At 70.3% G+C, this 15,212-nt stretch carries 13 protein-coding genes; 4 read left to right on the top strand and 9 right to left on the bottom strand.

From position 1 onward, the window contains the following. Window positions 1-71 precede the first annotated feature (71 nt). Together IEY70_RS05160 and IEY70_RS05155 are read right to left on the bottom strand one after the other, a co-directional pair. Window positions 72-1,301 (bottom strand): ABC transporter substrate-binding protein, encoded by a 1,230-nt coding sequence (locus tag IEY70_RS05160; RefSeq protein ID WP_189063924.1) that lies wholly within the window; start codon window positions 1,299-1,301, stop codon window positions 72-74. Window positions 1,302-1,552: 251 nt separating this feature from the next. Further along, a complete protein-coding gene (locus tag IEY70_RS05155) occupies window positions 1,553-2,260 on the bottom strand; it encodes an N-acetylmannosamine-6-phosphate 2-epimerase (RefSeq protein WP_189063923.1) in 708 nt (235 codons plus the stop codon). Between the two features lie 191 nt (window positions 2,261-2,451). On the opposite strand from IEY70_RS05155, the gene IEY70_RS05150 reads away from it, so the two are divergent. After that, window positions 2,452-3,885, top strand: coding sequence for a glycoside hydrolase family 3 N-terminal domain-containing protein (locus tag IEY70_RS05150; protein ID WP_189063975.1), 1,434 nt, complete (start codon window positions 2,452-2,454; stop codon window positions 3,883-3,885). A gap of 77 nt (window positions 3,886-3,962) precedes the next feature. On the opposite strand, the gene IEY70_RS05145 is transcribed toward IEY70_RS05150, so the two are convergent. Continuing rightward, window positions 3,963-5,495 (bottom strand): LGFP repeat-containing protein, encoded by a 1,533-nt coding sequence (locus tag IEY70_RS05145; protein WP_189063922.1) that lies wholly within the window; start codon window positions 5,493-5,495, stop codon window positions 3,963-3,965. A gap of 297 nt (window positions 5,496-5,792) precedes the next feature. On the opposite strand from IEY70_RS05145, the gene IEY70_RS05140 reads away from it, so the two are divergent. Beyond that, the gene (locus tag IEY70_RS05140; protein WP_189063921.1) at window positions 5,793-6,929 is read left to right on the top strand and encodes an acyl-CoA dehydrogenase family protein; all 1,137 of its coding nucleotides are present in this window, start codon (window positions 5,793-5,795) and stop codon (window positions 6,927-6,929) included. Window positions 6,930-7,325: 396 nt separating this feature from the next. After that, a complete protein-coding gene (locus IEY70_RS05135; RefSeq protein ID WP_189063920.1) occupies window positions 7,326-9,119 on the top strand; it encodes a putative bifunctional diguanylate cyclase/phosphodiesterase in 1,794 nt (597 codons plus the stop codon). A 151-nt stretch (window positions 9,120-9,270) separates the two neighbouring features. Here IEY70_RS05135 and IEY70_RS05130 read toward each other — a convergent pair whose 3' ends face one another. Together IEY70_RS05130 and IEY70_RS05125 are read right to left on the bottom strand one after the other, a co-directional pair. Further along, window positions 9,271-10,023, bottom strand: coding sequence for a fumarylacetoacetate hydrolase family protein (locus tag IEY70_RS05130; protein ID WP_189063919.1), 753 nt, complete (start codon window positions 10,021-10,023; stop codon window positions 9,271-9,273). A 120-nt stretch (window positions 10,024-10,143) separates the two neighbouring features. Further along, window positions 10,144-10,767, bottom strand: a complete 624-nt coding sequence (locus tag IEY70_RS05125; RefSeq protein WP_229777645.1) for a Crp/Fnr family transcriptional regulator — start codon at window positions 10,765-10,767, stop codon at window positions 10,144-10,146. Window positions 10,768-10,941: 174 nt separating this feature from the next. Here IEY70_RS05125 and IEY70_RS05120 point away from each other — a divergent pair, with 174 nt between their 5' ends. Next, on the top strand, window positions 10,942-11,649 hold the full coding sequence (locus tag IEY70_RS05120) for an ABC transporter ATP-binding protein (RefSeq protein WP_189063917.1): 708 nt from the start codon (window positions 10,942-10,944) through the stop codon (window positions 11,647-11,649). A 24-nt stretch (window positions 11,650-11,673) separates the two neighbouring features. Here the strand turns inward: IEY70_RS05120 and IEY70_RS05115 are convergent, their stop codons facing one another. The 4 genes from IEY70_RS05115 to IEY70_RS05100 form a co-directional block, all read right to left on the bottom strand. Then, the gene (locus IEY70_RS05115) at window positions 11,674-12,771 is read right to left on the bottom strand and encodes an NADH:flavin oxidoreductase/NADH oxidase (protein WP_189063916.1); all 1,098 of its coding nucleotides are present in this window, start codon (window positions 12,769-12,771) and stop codon (window positions 11,674-11,676) included. A 133-nt stretch (window positions 12,772-12,904) separates the two neighbouring features. Further along, entirely contained in the window at window positions 12,905-13,573 is a 669-nt protein-coding gene (locus IEY70_RS05110; protein ID WP_189063915.1) for a hypothetical protein, read from the bottom strand. After that, window positions 13,573-14,361: an ABC transporter permease gene (locus IEY70_RS05105; RefSeq protein ID WP_189063914.1), complete on the bottom strand. Its 789-nt coding sequence runs from the start codon at window positions 14,359-14,361 to the stop codon at window positions 13,573-13,575. The genes IEY70_RS05110 and IEY70_RS05105 overlap by 1 nt, the downstream gene beginning before the upstream one ends. Before the next feature lie 100 nt (window positions 14,362-14,461). Beyond that, on the bottom strand, window positions 14,462-15,211 hold the full coding sequence (locus tag IEY70_RS05100) for an ABC transporter permease (RefSeq protein ID WP_189063974.1): 750 nt from the start codon (window positions 15,209-15,211) through the stop codon (window positions 14,462-14,464). Window position 15,212 lies beyond the last annotated feature (1 nt).

Here is a 15,212-nt window from a genome sequence, read left to right as displayed (position 1 = left end):
ACCGGGGCGGGAAAGGAGCGGGAGGCGGGCGCACCCTGACCGCGCGCCGCCTCCCGTTTCCCGCGCGCCGTTTACAGGCTGGCGTTCCAGGCTTTCACGATGTCGTCGAGCGCCTGTTTGGGCGTTTTCTGCCCGGCCATGGCAGATTCGATGTTGTCCTTGAAGACCTTGTTCAGTTTGCTGGCGTCCGGGTAGATCAGGGTCAGGTCCTTGGCTTTCTTCAGTTCGGTGGACGCCACGAGGCGGCCCTGACTGACGGCGTCCGCGCCGCCCTGCTTGAAGAACTTGTCGGTGCTGGCCTTCACGGTGCTGGGGAAGGTGGTCTTGGTGACGCGGCTGAACTGCAACTGGTTGGCGTCGTTCGTGAGGAACAGCGCGAGCTTCTGCGCCAGCGCCCTGTCCTTGACGCCTTTGGGCACCATGAAGCCCATCAGGCCGGTGTGGATGACGTTCCCGGCGATGTTGATGGGGTACGGCGCGACCTTCGTGACGCCGTAGATGTCCTTGTTGTCGTTCTCGACGCGCAGGATGAACTGCGGGCCGGTGATCAGCATGGCGAGCTTCCCGGCCGAGTACAGTTCCGTGGCGGCCGTGAAGCCACGGCGCATGGTGTCCTCGGGAATGTAGCCCTTCTTGTACAGGTCCACGTAGGTGGTCAGGAGTTGCACGTGTTCGGGGCTGTTGAACACGGCCCGGCTGCCGCTCTTGTCCAGCACGGGCAGCCCGGCTTCCTGGAACAGGTACAGCATGTTGATGCCGTTGATGTTCGGCATGAACCCGTACAGGCCGGTCCGGTCCTTGATCTGCTTGGCGGCGGCGATCAGGGTCTGGATGGTGCGGGGCGGGTTGGCGGGGTCCAGTCCGGCCTTGCGGAAGATCTCGGTGTTGTACGCCACGACTTTCGGGGACCAGTACCACGGGACGCCCATGACCTTGCCGTCGAAGGTGAAGGTGCTCAGGGGGCTGGGAAAGTACAGTTTCTTCTGCGCGTCGGTCAGGGTCAGGGGTTCCAGCGCGCCCTGCTGGACCAGTTTGACGCTCATGTCGCTGCTGAGGTTCACGGCGGCCGGGGGGCGTCCGGCGGCGACGGCGGCCAGCAGTTTCTGCTCGATGGCGGTGGCGGGCACGTCGACCCACTTGAGGTCCACGGTAGGGTTTTCCTTCTCGAACTGCGTGACCAGACGGTTCATCTCGTCGTTGAACAGCGGGGCGAGGCTGATGGTCCAGAATTCCAGCTGGGTTTTCTGGGCGCTGGCCGTGGCGGTGGCGAGCAGGGCGGCGGTCACGAGGAACTTCTTCATGTGGACTCCTGAAACGGGGCTGGACCGGGTGGGACTGGGTCGGGAGGGCAGTGTGGGAAAGGCAGTGGACGGCACGCGGAAATCACGCGGAGCTGCACCTGAGAAGAATGCATCTGAGAAGGATGTGCGCCGAATGTAGCGGTTTACGCGCGCCCCTGCCTGAGAACCTGACCGGGCCGCTCTCATACGGGGTCCCACTCGCGTCCGCTCGGATTGAACCGGTTAAGCAGACCAGTCAATCGGAGTCCGGATCACGGGCCGCGCAGGGCGGCCGCGAACCAGCGGGTCACGTGGTCCGGGCGGGTGATGGCGCTGCCCACCACGACCGCGTGCGCGCCGGTCGCCAGCGCCTGTGCGGCCAGCTCGGGGCTGTTCAGGCGGCCTTCCGCGATGAACGGCAGGCCCCCGGCGTGCAGGGCGCGCATCAGGGCGAAGTCCGGCCCCGGCTGCTGCGGGCTGTGGGGCGTGTACCCGCTCATGGTGGTGCCCACGATGTCCGCGCCCGCCGCGTAGGCCGCGCGGGCCTCGTCCAGGGTGCTGATGTCCGCCATGGCGAGCGCGCCTGCCGCGTGGGCCGCCGCGACCAGCGCAGCGACCGGGTGCGGGCGGGGCAGGTCGGTGCCGTCGAAGGCGACCACGTCCGCCCCCGCCTGCGCCACGGCGGTCACCTCGGCGGGCGTGGCGGTGATGTACACCGGCGAGTCCGGCTGCGCCTGCTTGGTCAGGCCGATGACCGGCACGTCCGTCACGGCCCGCACGGCGCGGATGTCGCCGGGCGAGCGCAGGCGCAGGGCCGCCGCGCCGCCCAGCAGCGCCGCGCGGCTCAGGGCGACGATGTGCGTGACCTCGCGCAGCGGGCTGCCGTCGTCGGCCTGCACGCTCACGATCAGCGCGCCGCGCAGGGCGGCCAGACGCCCGGGCAGTGGGAACGGAGCGCCGCCTGGAAAAGGGCTATTCATGCGCGCCAGTGTAGCCAGCCGGGCAGCTGCCAGTGGGCCGGTCCTGACCACCTGCGCGGCGCTCCGGGGCGTGCCTGCCGTACGCTGGGCGCGTGACCACTCAAGCTGACCCGGCCCGGACCTCCCCTCGACAGCCCGCCTCCCCTGCCCCGGCAGGCCAGACAGGCCCGCTCATGGCCGGGCAGCTGGTCATGGTGGACATTCCGGGACCGGAACTGGACGCCGACACGGCCGCGCACCTGCGCCGGTACGGCGTGCGCAGCGTGTGCCTGTTCGGGAAGAACGTGGTGGACGAGGCGCAACTGACGCGGCTGTGCGCGGACCTGCGCGCCCTGATGGGCGAAGGCGCCCTGATCGCGCTGGATCACGAGGGGGGTGCGATCGTGCGGCCCGACTTCTGGCCGTTCGCGCCGTCCGCGATGGCGCTGGGCGCCGCGGACGATGTGGCCCTGACCGGGCAGGTCAGCGGGGGGCTGGCGCGGCAACTGCGGCGCGTGGGCATCAACTGGAATTTCGCGCCGGTGCTGGACGTGAACGTGAACCCGGCCAACCCGGTGATCGGCGACCGGGCCTTCGGGGCCGACACCGGGCGCGTGACCCGGCACGGGCGGGCGGCGCTGTCGGGGCACCATGAGGCGGGTGTGGCGGCGTGCGTGAAGCACTTCCCGGGGCACGGGGACACCGCGCTGGACAGTCATTACGCGCTGCCCAGCGTCACCCGTTCCCGCCAGGACCTGGACCGACTGGAGTTCGCGCCGTTCCGTGACCTGCTGCCCGTGACTCCGGCGGTCATGACGGCGCACGTGGTGTTCCCCGCGCTGGACGCAGGTGCGCCCGCCACGCTGTCCCGCGCGGCCCTGACCGGGCTGCTCCGCCAGGAGTGGGGGTACGGCGGCGTGATCGTCACGGACTCCATGGGCATGAAAGCCATCGACGATCACTACGGGCGCGGCGAGGCGGGCGTGCTGGCGCTGGCCGCAGGCGCGGATCTGGTCATGGCGCTGGGCCGCCGCGAGGCGCAGGAGGCGACCCTGGACGCCATCGCGCAGGCACTGGCCGACGGGCGACTGGACCCGGCCGAGGGGCAGGCGAGTGCCGAGCGCCTCGCCGCGCTGGCCCGCACGTACCCGGCGCAGGCCGACCCGACCCTGGACCCGCAGGCGGACGCCCCCGTGTTCGCGCGGGCGTGGGCGCAGGCGCTGACCGCGTACCGCGCCCCGGTGGCCCCGCCTCCCGGTTCGGCGGTGCGGCTGGTCGCGCAGCGGCGCGCGCCGCGTGAGAACGTCAGCGAGGCCAGCGTGGACGCCGCCACCCTCGCCGCCGACCTGGGCGAGGTGTACACGGTGGACCTGATCGCCTTCGACGACCCGGCCGAACTCGACTGGAACGCCCTGCACGCCGGGAACACACCGCTGATCCTGGCGACCACCTCCCGCCACCGGCACGCGGCGCTGCGGGGCACCCGTCCGGACCTGCACCTCGCGCTGTACAACCCGTACGCGGCGCTGGACGTGGACGCCCCCGCCCTGCTGACCTACGGCTTCCGTCCGGAGGCCCGCCGGGCCGTGGTCGCGTGGCTGCGCGGCGAGGCCAGCGCGCCCGGCACCCTCCCCTTCCAGGGCTGATACGGACTCCGATTGAATGGGCTGCCGGACGTGGAACTGACCGTCCGGTGAAGTTCTGGATTGTCGGCGAAACAAAATCAGGGGGAGGCGGGCCAGAGGTCCAGCTGGTCCAGGGTGCGCCGGGCGAGCGTGGCGGCGGCGCGGCCGCGTTCATCGGGTCGGAAGTACAGCCTCAGGTCGCCGCCGGGCAGCACCTTGACGCTCAGCAGGCCAGCCTGCGCGGGAATGACGGCCAGCCGGACGGGCGCGCGGAACAGGTCGGTCAGGTCGTGCAGCGCGCGGACGTGACCTTCCGGGTCAGGGTGAGCGGCACCGGCATGAGGGGCACCGGGGTGAGGGGCGGTATGCAGGCCGATCACTCCGGCCTGCCGGGCGATCAGGGTGACGGCGCGGCGCGCGTCGGGCGGCGGGGTCGCGGCGAACTGCACGGGAACGGTCAGTTCGAAGGTGGGTTCCGGGATGGCCCAGTCCCCGCTGCGCTGCTCGCCCGTGACGCGGAAGGTGACGGTGCGGTTGCCGCTGCGGCTGAAGTCCGGGGCGGTGTCGCTCACGCCGGTGCAGGTGACAGCCGTGATCTGCATGCGCTGCGCCCCGGCCCGGCGGCGCAGCGCCCGCTCGAAGGCGTGCACGAGCCGCCCGGCGTTCAGGGTGGCCGTGGCGGGGGTCAGGGGGGCGCCGCCCGCCAGAAACAGCACGCCGTTCTGGAAGTCACTGAACCGCTCGCCTGGGCCGCTCGCGGGGGCATCACTGCCGAGCGGGTCGCTGGTGGGGTAGCCGTACGGGCCGCGTTCCCAGCCGCTGGCCGCCCAGAGCGCGCGGGTCGGGCCGCCGATGACCATCGGGCCGGTGCGGGGGTGCCAGTACACGCTGCCGTTCCCCTGAAAGTGATTGAAGTGCCCCTGGCCGTCCTGGGTGGGGGTCTGGTCCGTGACGGGCAGGGCGAGGTCACTGTCGGGACCGCCGCGCGCGTCGTACTTGCGGCGGATGTCGCCGTGAACCTCGTGTGCGCCCGTGGCGGGCGAGAAGTACAGGTCGCAGCGTTCGTACCGGCGTCGGTGGCCGCCACGGACGGCCTCGCAGGGACCGGTGGGCGCCCCGGTGAAGGCCGCGCCGAGCGCCTGCGCTTTCGCTTCGAGGGTACCGGCGGGATCGGCGGGATTCAGGGACAGATTGCTGACCGTGACGCTCAGGCAGGCGGCGCGGACGCGGGCGGTCAGGGTGCGGGTCTGGCCGTCCGGAACGCGGCCGCTGACGCTGACCTCCGCGGCGGGCGCGGGCCGGTCCGGGTGGTGCGTCTCGAACAGCCGGACCTGCACGCTGACGGTCACGGCCCGGCGGGGCGCGCGGGCGTACGTGACGCGCACGTCCACGCGGGTGTCGCCGCCGCACCTGCCGGTCGTCAGGTCCGTCAGGGTGGGCTGCTGTGGCCCCAGGATCACGGTGCCCCGGCGGATCAGGCGGGCGTGTTCGCCCGGCCCGAAGGTCTCGTCGTCGGTGACGGTCAGGCGGGTAGTGTGCGTGACGCAGCGCTGCGGATCGTCGCCGGGCGGTGCAGCGCCGGGCTGGAGGTCGCCGGGCTGGGGGTCATCGGGCTGCGGGACGGTGGGCATGGCGGGCCTCCTTGGGCGCGCGGCGGGTCGGGGCGTCCGGACGGGGTGACGGTGCGTGTGCGTGGGTTGGGGTGCCCTGGGTGCAGTTGTACGGGGTGGGCCATGACCGGGCCGTGATCGGGCAGTGATGGGCCTGTGAACAGTCCGGGATGGGGGGCCAGGGGGGATGCGCGCGCCCGCCCGGACTGATAGATTGGACTGAGTACAAACCCTGAACTGTTCACGCTGTGAACACGCCGCGCGGCGACCCGCACACCCGCACGGGCCGCGCCACGCGGCACCCCCTGGAGGAACGCAATGGATTTCACCCTGAACGACGAACAACGCCAGCTGCAACAACTTGCCCGTGACTTCACGCGCAAGGAGATCATCCCGATCGCCTCCGAGTACGACCAGAAGGAAGAACTGCCCTGGCAGGTCGTCGAGAAGGCCTTCGAGGTCGGCCTGCTGAACCCCAGCATTCCCGAGCACGCCGGCGGCCTGGGCCTGGGCATGTTCGACGAGTGCCTGATCGGCGAGGAACTCGCGTACGGCTGCATGGGCATCTACACCGTCCTGATGGCCAGCGAACTGGGCATCGCGCCGGTCCTGATCGGCGGGACCGAGGAGCAGCAGAAACGCTTCCTGACGCCCCTGACCGAGAAGGCCGGACTGGCCGCCTTCGCGCTGAGCGAACCGAACAACGGCTCGGACGCCGCCAGCATGCACACCACCGCCGTCCTCGACGGCGACGAGTGGGTCATCAACGGCACCAAGATGTGGATCAGCAACGGCGGACTGGCCGAGTTCACGGTCGTGTTCGCCACCACCGACCGCCAGGGCGGGCACCGCGCGACCGTCGCGCTGGTCGTTCCCAAGGACGCGCCGGGCTTCAGTTACAACAAGATCAAGCACAAGATGGGCCAGCGCGCCAGCCTGACCAGCGAACTGGTGTTCGAGAACGTCCGCGTGCCCAGGGAGAACCAGCTGGGCGGCCTGGGCGACGGCTTCAAGATCGCCATGAAGACCCTGGACAAGACCCGCATTCCGGTCGCGGCCGGTTCGGTCGGCATCGCGCGGCGCGCCATGGAAGAGAGCATCAAGTACGCCAAGGACCGCACGGCGTTCAGCAAACCCATCGCGGAGTTGCAGGCCATCCAGTTCAAGCTGGCCGAGATGGCCATCGGCATCGAGACGGGCCGCCTGATGTACCAGAAGGCCGCGTGGCTGGTGGACGCCGGGCAACCCCACGGCTTCGAGAGCGCCATCGCCAAGGCGTACTGCAGCGAAATGGCCTTCAACGCCGCCAACGAGGGCATTCAGGTGCACGGCGGGTACGGCTACGTCGGCGAGTACCCGGTCGAGAAACTGCTGCGCGACGTGAAACTGAACATGATCTACGAGGGCACCAACGAGATTCAGCGCGTCGTGATCAGCCGCAACCTGCTCAAGTAATACGGACTCCGATTGAATGGCTTTATAAGCCGCTGGGTCCGAGCAGACTCGTAGAGCTGCGCAGCAGAGCGAGTAGGAGCCGGGCGGGTTCCGGACGTGGAGTTGACAACCCGGTGTCCTCCCGGGTTGTTAACGAAACAAACGGAATCCGTATAAGGTTCAGTCCGAGCGGATGCGAGTGGGAGCCGGGCGGGTCGTCTGGACAGGTCGTTCATCGCAGCGGTCCGGCCAGCCCGGTCAATGGTCAATCTGCACCCGCCCCCGCGTCTGCCGGGGCGGGTGCACCCGTTTTCGCGCGTGCTGCACGGCGTTCCTGCGCGGCCGCGCGGTGGGCGGGCGGCCTTAAAGAATCCTGAATCAGAATTGTGTGACGACCTTGCCATTACGCTGCGAAGCATGTTGTTGGCACGTTCCACCGCAGCCGTTCCTCCCAGCTTCGACCTTGTCGGAGACGAGGGCGGACGCCTCCGCGCGCTGTACGAGACGGGCCTGCTGGACTCGGCCCCGGAAGCGCAGTTCGACCGGATCGTGCGGTTGGTCGCGCGGCACTTCGGGAAACCCACGGCGCTGATCTCGCTGGTGGACCGGGAACGGCAGTGGTTCAAGGCGCGGGTCGGTTGCGACGTGAGCGAAACGCCCCGCGACAACCACTCGATCTGCTCGCTGGCGATCGAGCAGTCCGGGGTGCTGGTCATTCCGGACGCGACCGCCGACCCGCGCGTACGTGACTTCGAGACCGTGACGGGCAGCCTGAACGTGCGCTTCTACGCGGGCGCGCCGCTGATCACGCCCGAAGGGTTCAAGCTGGGCACCCTGTGCCTGCTCGACACGCAGCCCGGCACGTTCAGCGCCGACGACGTGCTAGCCCTGCAGGAGTTCGCGGCGCTGGTCATGGACGAGATCGCGCTGCGCCGCACCGTGCACGAACTGGACCGCCTCGCGCTGAACGACCCGCTGACCGGGCTGCCCAACCGCACGCACTTCCGGCAGCACCTGACGCACGCCATGCGCCGCGCCTCCCAGCGTTCGGAACGGGTGACGCTGTGCCTGCTGGACCTGAACGGCTTCAAGCTGATCAACGATTCGCTGGGGCACGCCGCCGGGGACGCGCTGCTGCAGGAGGTCGCGCAGCGGCTCCAGGGGTGCGTGTCGACCGGGGACCTCGTGGCCCGCATGGGCAGCGACGAGTTCACGATCGTCCTGAACGACGTGCGCAGCGCCCAGGACACCGACGTGGTGCTGCGCCGCATCGAGGACGCCCTGCGGCGGCCGTTCATGGTGGCCGGGCAGGAACTCTGGATGAACTGGAGTGCCGGTCTGAGCATCTACCCCGAGGACAGCCGCGACCCGGAACGCCTGCTGAGTCAGGCGGACGCCGCCATGAACCGCGCCAAGCAGGCCGGGTACAGTTACGCGTACTTCAACGTGGCGCACGACCGCCGCAACCCGCACGACATCGAGAAGACGGCGGCGCTGCACCACGCCATCGAACGAGGCGAGTTGCAGGTGTACTACCAGCCGGTCGTGACGGCCAGTGATCACCGCTTGATCGGGCACGAGGCGCTGGTCCGCTGGAACCGGCCCGGCGGGATGGTCAGCCCCGCCGAGTTCATTCCGCTGGCCGAGGCGACCGGGCAGATCCTGAACATCGGCGCGTTCGTGCTGCGGCAGGCGGCGCTGGACGCCCACACCCGCCGGATCGGGCGGGTCAGCGTGAACGTCAGTGCCCGCGAGTTCGAGCAGCCCGGCTACGCCGAGCAGGTGCGCGCCGTGCTGGAGGAAACCGGCGTGGACCCGGACCTGCTGGTCCTAGAGATCACCGAGAGTTCCCTGCTGAACGCCGAGCGGGCCGGAGCGGTCCTGAACGACCTGCGGAGCCTGGGCGTGCGGCTGGCGCTGGATGACTTCGGGACCGGGTACAGCAGCCTGGGGGCCATGTCGAGCCTGCCCGTGCAGATCCTGAAGATCGACCGTTCGTTCACGCGGGACCTGGGGCGTGAAGGGCCGGCCGGCACGCGCGCCCTGGAAGTCATCCGCGCGATCGTGACCCTGGCCGGGGCGATGGAGGTCCTGACCGTCGCCGAGGGGGTCGAGACGCCCCTGCAGGCGGCGCTGCTGCGCGAGGTGCGCTGCACGTTCCTGCAGGGATTCCTGTTCGGCCGTCCGGCCCCGCTGCCCGCGCTGGATTGATACGCACGCCGATGTAATGGTTTGCAGTGACCGTTCCAGCCGGGACCCTGCCAGCCGGGCAGGCACACGTGGCAGCAGCGCAGACTGCCGGACGTGGAATCGGCAACCCGGCGCCCTTCCGGGTGGAGGGCGAAACAGACGGCAGTCCGTATCAGCCGATGGGGGTGCTCAGCACGCCAATCCCCTGCACCTCGACCTCGACCACGTCACCCGGTTGCAGCGCCCCGACACCCTCGGGCGTGCCGGTCAGGACCACGTCGCCGGGTTCCAGGGTCACGAAGCGGGTCAGGTACACCAGGATATCCACGACCGGGAAGATCATCTGACTGGTGCGGCCGTCCTGGCGGGTCTCGCCGTTCACGCGGGTCTGCACGCGCAGGTCGCGCGGGTCGAGGTCCGTTTCCAGCCACGGTCCCAGCGGGCAGAAGCGGTCGGCGGCCTTCGCGCGGAACCATTGCAGGTCCGTCTTCTGCAGGTCGCGGGCGGTCAGGTCCAGCCCGCAGGTGTACCCGGCCACGTGCGACAGCGCATTCTCCGGGGTCAGGTGGCGGGCCTGCGTGCCGATCACCAGTGCCAGTTCGCCCTCGAAGTGAAAGTTCTGCGTCCAGTCGGGGCGCTGCACGGTCCCGCCGGGTTCCGCCAGGGCGTTCGGGCCTTTCAGGAAGATGCCGGGTTCACTGGGCAGGTCGCCGGTGTCGTTGCCCAGTTCGCGGATGTGATCCAGGTAGTTGCGGCCCACGCAGACGATCTTGCTGGGTTCCGCCGGGGCCAGCAGCGCCGCGCGGTCCAGCGGGACCTGCTCGCCCGTGCGGGGGCCGCCCATGCCGCCCGTCAGGTGCAGCGTGTCGCCGTCCAGTTCGCCCCAGCGGGCCTGATTGCCGTGCATCATGCGTGCCAGTTTCATGCGCGCAGCATAGTGCAGACCTCCATTGGGCAGACATCCATTGGGCAGACACACAGCGGGCAGACACCCGGCGGGCAACCCACCGGAGGGCAGCCCCCGGGTGGCCCGCCGGATGGCGCCTCAGTCGGGGCTGTCGCTGTCGTCCAGCGCGATGTTCTCCAGGCCGTCCGGGTCGATCAGGGTCACCTGCGCGCTGGTGTACGTCAGCAGGCCCGCCCCGTCGAGTTTGCGCATGACGCGCGACACGGTCTCGCGGCTGCTGGAGATGCGGGCCATGATGTCCTGCGTGGACAGCGGCAGCACCTGCGGGTCGGGTACGCCCGCCTGCACGCGCTGCCGGTACAGGCTGGTGAACACGTGACTGAGGGCGGATTCGGTGTTCAGGCCGAAGGCGATCAGTTCGTCGTTCAGGAACGTGACGCGCTGCACCAGCATGGCACTCAGGTTCCACAGGACCTGCGGGTGCCGTTTGAGAATCTGCTTGAAGTGCGAGCGGTACAGCATCAGGGTCGTGACGTCCGTCTGGGCGCGGACGGTGGCGCTGCGTTCACCGCCGCCCAGCACGGCCGTCTCGCCGATCACGCCCGGCGCGTACACGTCACCCATGACGCGCTCGCGGCTGCCCAGGCTGATGCGTGAGACGCGCACGACGCCGCTGGTGATCAGGTGCAGCGCCTCGCCCTCGGCGTCCTGTTCCAGGATGACCTGACCGGGGTAGTAGCGGCGTTCGGTGATGACCTGCATCGCCTCCTGGAGGGCCTCCAGGGGGACGTCATGAAAAAGCGGAGAGTGTCTGAGATCGTCCATCCGAGCCATAAGGCGCATCCTAGCTTGACAAACGACCGAAATACAGTCTGCGCCGCCCACCGCAGGCCGCGCCGCACACCCGTTCACCGGCGCGTGCTCTAGCATGCGCGCGTGACGACTCAGCCACCCGCAGACACCGCCCACACGCAGGGCGCCGCCCTGGAAGCCCGCGACCTGCGCCAGACGTACGGCACCCTGACGGCCCTGAGTGGCGTGTCGCTGCGGGTCATGCCGGGCGAGGTGGTCGCCGTGACCGGCCCATCCGGCAGCGGCAAGAGCACGCTGCTGCACCTGCTGGGCGGCCTGGATGTCCCGCAGAGCGGCGAGGTCTGGTGGGCCGGGGAGCGGGTCGACACGCTGGACACGCAGGTGCGCGCCACGCGCCGCGCCGGGCGGATCGGACTGGTCTTCCAGCATCACTACCTGCTGGAAGACCTGAACGTGCTGGACAACGTGCTGATCCCGTCCAGGCTGGCCGGGACGCGCGACGAGGCCCGCGCCCGCGACCTGCTGGCCCGCGTGGGTCTGGGTGGCCGCGAGGACAGCCTGCCCGGCGTCCTGAGCGGCGGGGAACGCCAGCGGGTGGCGGTGGCACGCGCCCTGGCCGCCCGGCCTGCCGTGGTCCTGGCGGACGAACCCACGGGCAGTCTCGACCGGAGCAACGCGCACGCCGTGGCCGAACTGCTCGTGGGTCTCGCGCGGCAGGAACGGGCGGGCGTGCTGCTCGTCACGCACGACGACCGCCTCGCCGCCTTCGCGGACCGCACGCTGCACCTGCTCGACGGGCAGTTCACGGATTCCGTTCCGGCGTTCCTGTAACGCAGGGCAGGACCGGAACGCCGGTCAGGTGGTGCGGGTGCCCCGGGCGTACTGCGGGATCAGGTCGCGTTCGGCGCCGAGGCGCTGGGCGGCCGCCTCGGCCCAGTGGGGGTCGCCCAGCAGTGGGCGGGCCAGGGCGATCAGGTCCGCGTCGCCGTTACGCAGGATTTCCTCGGCGCGTTCCGGGGTGTCGATCATGCCGACCGTGATGACCTTCAGGTGCGGCGCGGCGGCCCGGACCTGCGCGGCGAACGGCACCTGATAGGCGGGCTGCACGGTGATCTGCTGCGCGGTCGTCAGGCCGCCGCTGCTGATGTCCACGGCGTCCACACCCTCGTTGGCCAGCAGGCCGCACAGCACGGCCGTCTGACTTTCGTCCCAGCCGCCGTCGGCCCAGTCGGTGGCGCTCAGGCGGACCAGCAGGGGCTTGTGCATGGGCCACACGCGGCGCACGGCGCGCGTGACTTCCAGCAGCAGGCGGGTGCGGTTCTCGAAACTGCCGCCGTACCCGTCGGTGCGGGTGTTCGCCAGGGGCGACAGGAACTGGTGCAGCAGGTAGCCGTGCGCGGCGTGGATCTCGACCGTGTCGAATCCGGCGATCTCGGCGCGGCGCGCGGCCTGCGCGAAGGCGTCGGTGACGCGATGAATGTCGTCCTCGGTCATGGCGCGGGGCGTGGGGAAGGTGTCGCTGAACGGCTCGTCGGCCGGGCCGATGACCTGCCAGCCGCCGCGTTCCTCGGGCACCGCGCCCCGTCCGCGCCAGGGCGCGTAGGTGCTGGCCTTGCGTCCGGCGTGCGCCAGTTGAATGCCGATCTGCCCGCCGTGCTCGTGCACGAAGTCCGTGATGCGGCCCAGCGGCGTGATGTGCCGGTCCTCCCACAGGCCCAGGTCCTCGGGGCTGATGCGGCCCTCGGGACTCACGGCGGCCGCCTCGGTGATGATCAGGCCCGCGCCGCCCAGCGCGTACTGCCCCAGGTGCACCAGGTGAAAGTCGTTGGCGAGGCCGCCGTCGGCGGAGTACATGCACATGGGAGACACGACCACGCGGTTACGCAGCTTCATGTCACGCAGGGTCAGGGGTTGCAGCAGGATGGGGGTCTGATCGGTAGCGCCGGGAGTCATATGCGGAGAATGTAATGCGGCGGCGGGGGGCACAGTCGGCCGCAACCGACAATCCGGCAGGGACGTGAACGCACGCTTAAAGTCCCCGGCGAGGATGCCCACCCCCGACCGGAGCACCCCAGACCGGGGCACCCTAGCGGCGGGCGACCCAGGCGGCGCGGCGGTCCTGGGCGTGCGCGGCCACCAGCGTCCAGAAGGCGCGTTCCAGTTCGACCAGCGTGGCGGCGTCGGCGGGAGGTTGCCTTCCGGGTCGCCCCCACGACCACCAGCGCGCGGGCCACCACCGCGCGGGACGTTCGGGGCGGCGGTACGGCGTGGCTTCCAGCCGGATCAGCAGCGTGTGGTGTGGCGCGTCGGCCAGCGAGCGCGCGGCGGCGTGCAGCGCCACGTCCTCGGGGGCAGTCTGCGCGGCCTGCACCAGCGCGGCGTACGCACCCGAGAGTTCCTGCAAGGCCCGCACGTCGGCGGCGTACACCCAGGGGCCGTACTCTCCCAGCAGCGCCAGAAAGCCGGTCCACTCGCCGTTCAGGACGGCGCCCGGCACCTCGCGGCGCGGCGTGCCCGGCGGCAGCCAGGGGCGCACGCCCAGCAGGTCCGGCGCCAGCCAGCGTTCCCCGGCGTACTCGGCCCCGGCGCGGTCGGCTGCGGCGGGCGAGTCGATGTCGCGCAGTTCGGTCAGGTGCGCCAGCCGCTCGCGGGCCGCGCCGGTCAGGGGCAGGGCGCGCGGGCGGCTCAGGCCCAGTGTCTGCCAGGTGGGGGCCTCCCAGCCTGGGGCCTCTCCGGCGCCCGGACCTGTGGGCATCAGCTGCTCGCGCTGGTGTAACTGCCGACCGCGCGCAGCCAGAACAGGCGGGTCACCACGAACAGCGCGGCCGCCACGACCGGCGACGCCAGCGCCACGCTCCAGGCCAGTTCGCCGGTCATGGCCTGCGCGGGCACGGTCGTGATGAACGCCACCGGCACCACGAACGTCAGGAACGCCCGCACGGGCAGCGGGAAGGCCGACACCGGGAAGCGGGCCGCGCCGAACACGCCGTTGAACAGTTCCGCGACGTTCTGCGTCTTCACGAACCAGAACGCCGTGGTGCTCAGCGCCAACCAGATGCAGTACACGATCACGACCGCCGAGGCGTACAGCAGCGCCGCGCCCAGCACCCCGCCCGCCGTGACGCTCAGGCCCGACGCGGCGTAGGCGATCAGGCCCAGCCCGATCAGCAGGTCGGGCGCGCGCAGCACGTTCAGGTGCCGGGTACTCACCCCGAACTGCGCGTCGATGGGTTTGAGCAGCGTGAAGTCCATGCTGCCGGTGCGGATGGCGTCCGCGATCTTGCTCATGTTCGGCTGGATGAACACGCTGATCACGCCCTCGGTCAGCATGAAGAACCCCGTGACCAGCAGCGCCTCCCGGAACGACCAGCCTCCCACGCTGGTAATGCCGGGCTGCCCGAACACGATCCCCAGGCCCAGCAGCGCCACGCCCACCTCGCCCAGACTGGCCAGCAGCGCCCCCACGAAGTTCGCGCGGTACTCCAGCTGCGCCGACAGGGTCGCGCCCGTGAAGATCCGCAGCAGCCGCAGGTAGCGCGTCACGCGGCACACCTGGGCGTGATGCGGGTTGAATGTTGATGGTCGATGGTTGATGGAAGAGCGCACCAGCCTCTGTCAACCATCAACCGTTCACCATCGACCCTCATGCTCCCACCGCGCCGTACTTTTTGAGGCCAGCTCGCCAGACGGCCAGTCGCAGGAACCAGAACACGACCAGCCAGCCCAGCATGACGAGCGCGCCGCGCAGGGCGTCGTCGGGTCCGGCCTTGCCCGCCAGGAGTTGCGCGGGGAGGCCCAGCATGTACGGGAACGGCGTCCAGACGGCCACGTTCTGCACCCAGGCGGGGTAGAAGTCCAGCGGGGCGAACATGCCGCCCAGCGCGGCGTACACCAGCCACGCGAGTTCCTGGAAGCTGGTGCTGCTCTCGGTCCAGAAGGCCAGCAGGCCGATGGCGTACTCGTACAGGAAGCGCGCCGTGAAGCCCAGTGCCGCGAGGCCCAGCGCGGCCGGGTACGCCCACCACTCGGTCGTGAAACGCGCGCCGGACAGCAGCGCGAACGCCGTGACGAGCACCAGCATGGGCACGATCCTGACCAGCCGCTCGGCGACGTGCGACGCGTAATGCGTCCACATCGGGTCCAGCGGGCGCAGCAGTTTCGGGGACAGGGTGCCCTGCCGGATCTCGAAATCCAGTTCCCACGCGACCCACACGACCAGCAGTTGCGACACCAGCCAGGTGCTCAGGAAGTACGTGGCGAACCCGGCGGCGTCGTAGCCGCGAATCTGCCCGCCGGGCGCGGCCTGCGCCTGCGCCATCCAGACCAGCATCATGACCAGCGACAGCGTGCCGGACAGCATCCAGATGACGACCTCGGCGCGGTACTCGGCCATC

The sequence above is a fragment of the Deinococcus seoulensis genome, assembly GCF_014648115.1.
GTDB lineage: Bacteria > Deinococcota > Deinococci > Deinococcales > Deinococcaceae > Deinococcus > Deinococcus seoulensis.
Note: the sequence above shows the minus strand (reverse complement) of the source record. Positions and strands in the feature narration are given on the sequence as shown.

What these genes read in the sequence shown, in the direction of transcription:
- IEY70_RS05110 (WP_189063915.1), bottom strand. Translation starts at nt 13,573, where the DNA reads ATGCCCACAGGTCCGGGCGCCGGAGAGGCCCCAGGCTGGGAGGCCCCC.
- IEY70_RS05100 (WP_189063974.1), bottom strand. Translation starts at nt 15,211, where the DNA reads ATGGCCGAGTACCGCGCCGAGGTCGTCATCTGGATGCTGTCCGGCACG.
- IEY70_RS05130 (WP_189063919.1), bottom strand. Translation starts at nt 10,023, where the DNA reads ATGAAACTGGCACGCATGATGCACGGCAATCAGGCCCGCTGGGGCGAA.
- IEY70_RS05145 (WP_189063922.1), bottom strand. Translation starts at nt 5,495, where the DNA reads ATGCCCACCGTCCCGCAGCCCGATGACCCCCAGCCCGGCGACCTCCAG.
- IEY70_RS05150 (WP_189063975.1), top strand. Translation starts at nt 2,452, where the DNA reads ATGGTGGACATTCCGGGACCGGAACTGGACGCCGACACGGCCGCGCAC.
- IEY70_RS05140 (WP_189063921.1), top strand. Translation starts at nt 5,793, where the DNA reads ATGGATTTCACCCTGAACGACGAACAACGCCAGCTGCAACAACTTGCC.
- IEY70_RS05125 (WP_229777645.1), bottom strand. Translation starts at nt 10,767, where the DNA reads ATGCAGGTCATCACCGAACGCCGCTACTACCCCGGTCAGGTCATCCTG.
- IEY70_RS05155 (WP_189063923.1), bottom strand. Translation starts at nt 2,260, where the DNA reads ATGAATAGCCCTTTTCCAGGCGGCGCTCCGTTCCCACTGCCCGGGCGT.
- IEY70_RS05135 (WP_189063920.1), top strand. Translation starts at nt 7,326, where the DNA reads ATGTTGTTGGCACGTTCCACCGCAGCCGTTCCTCCCAGCTTCGACCTT.
- IEY70_RS05115 (WP_189063916.1), bottom strand. Translation starts at nt 12,771, where the DNA reads ATGACTCCCGGCGCTACCGATCAGACCCCCATCCTGCTGCAACCCCTG.
- IEY70_RS05160 (WP_189063924.1), bottom strand. Translation starts at nt 1,301, where the DNA reads ATGAAGAAGTTCCTCGTGACCGCCGCCCTGCTCGCCACCGCCACGGCC.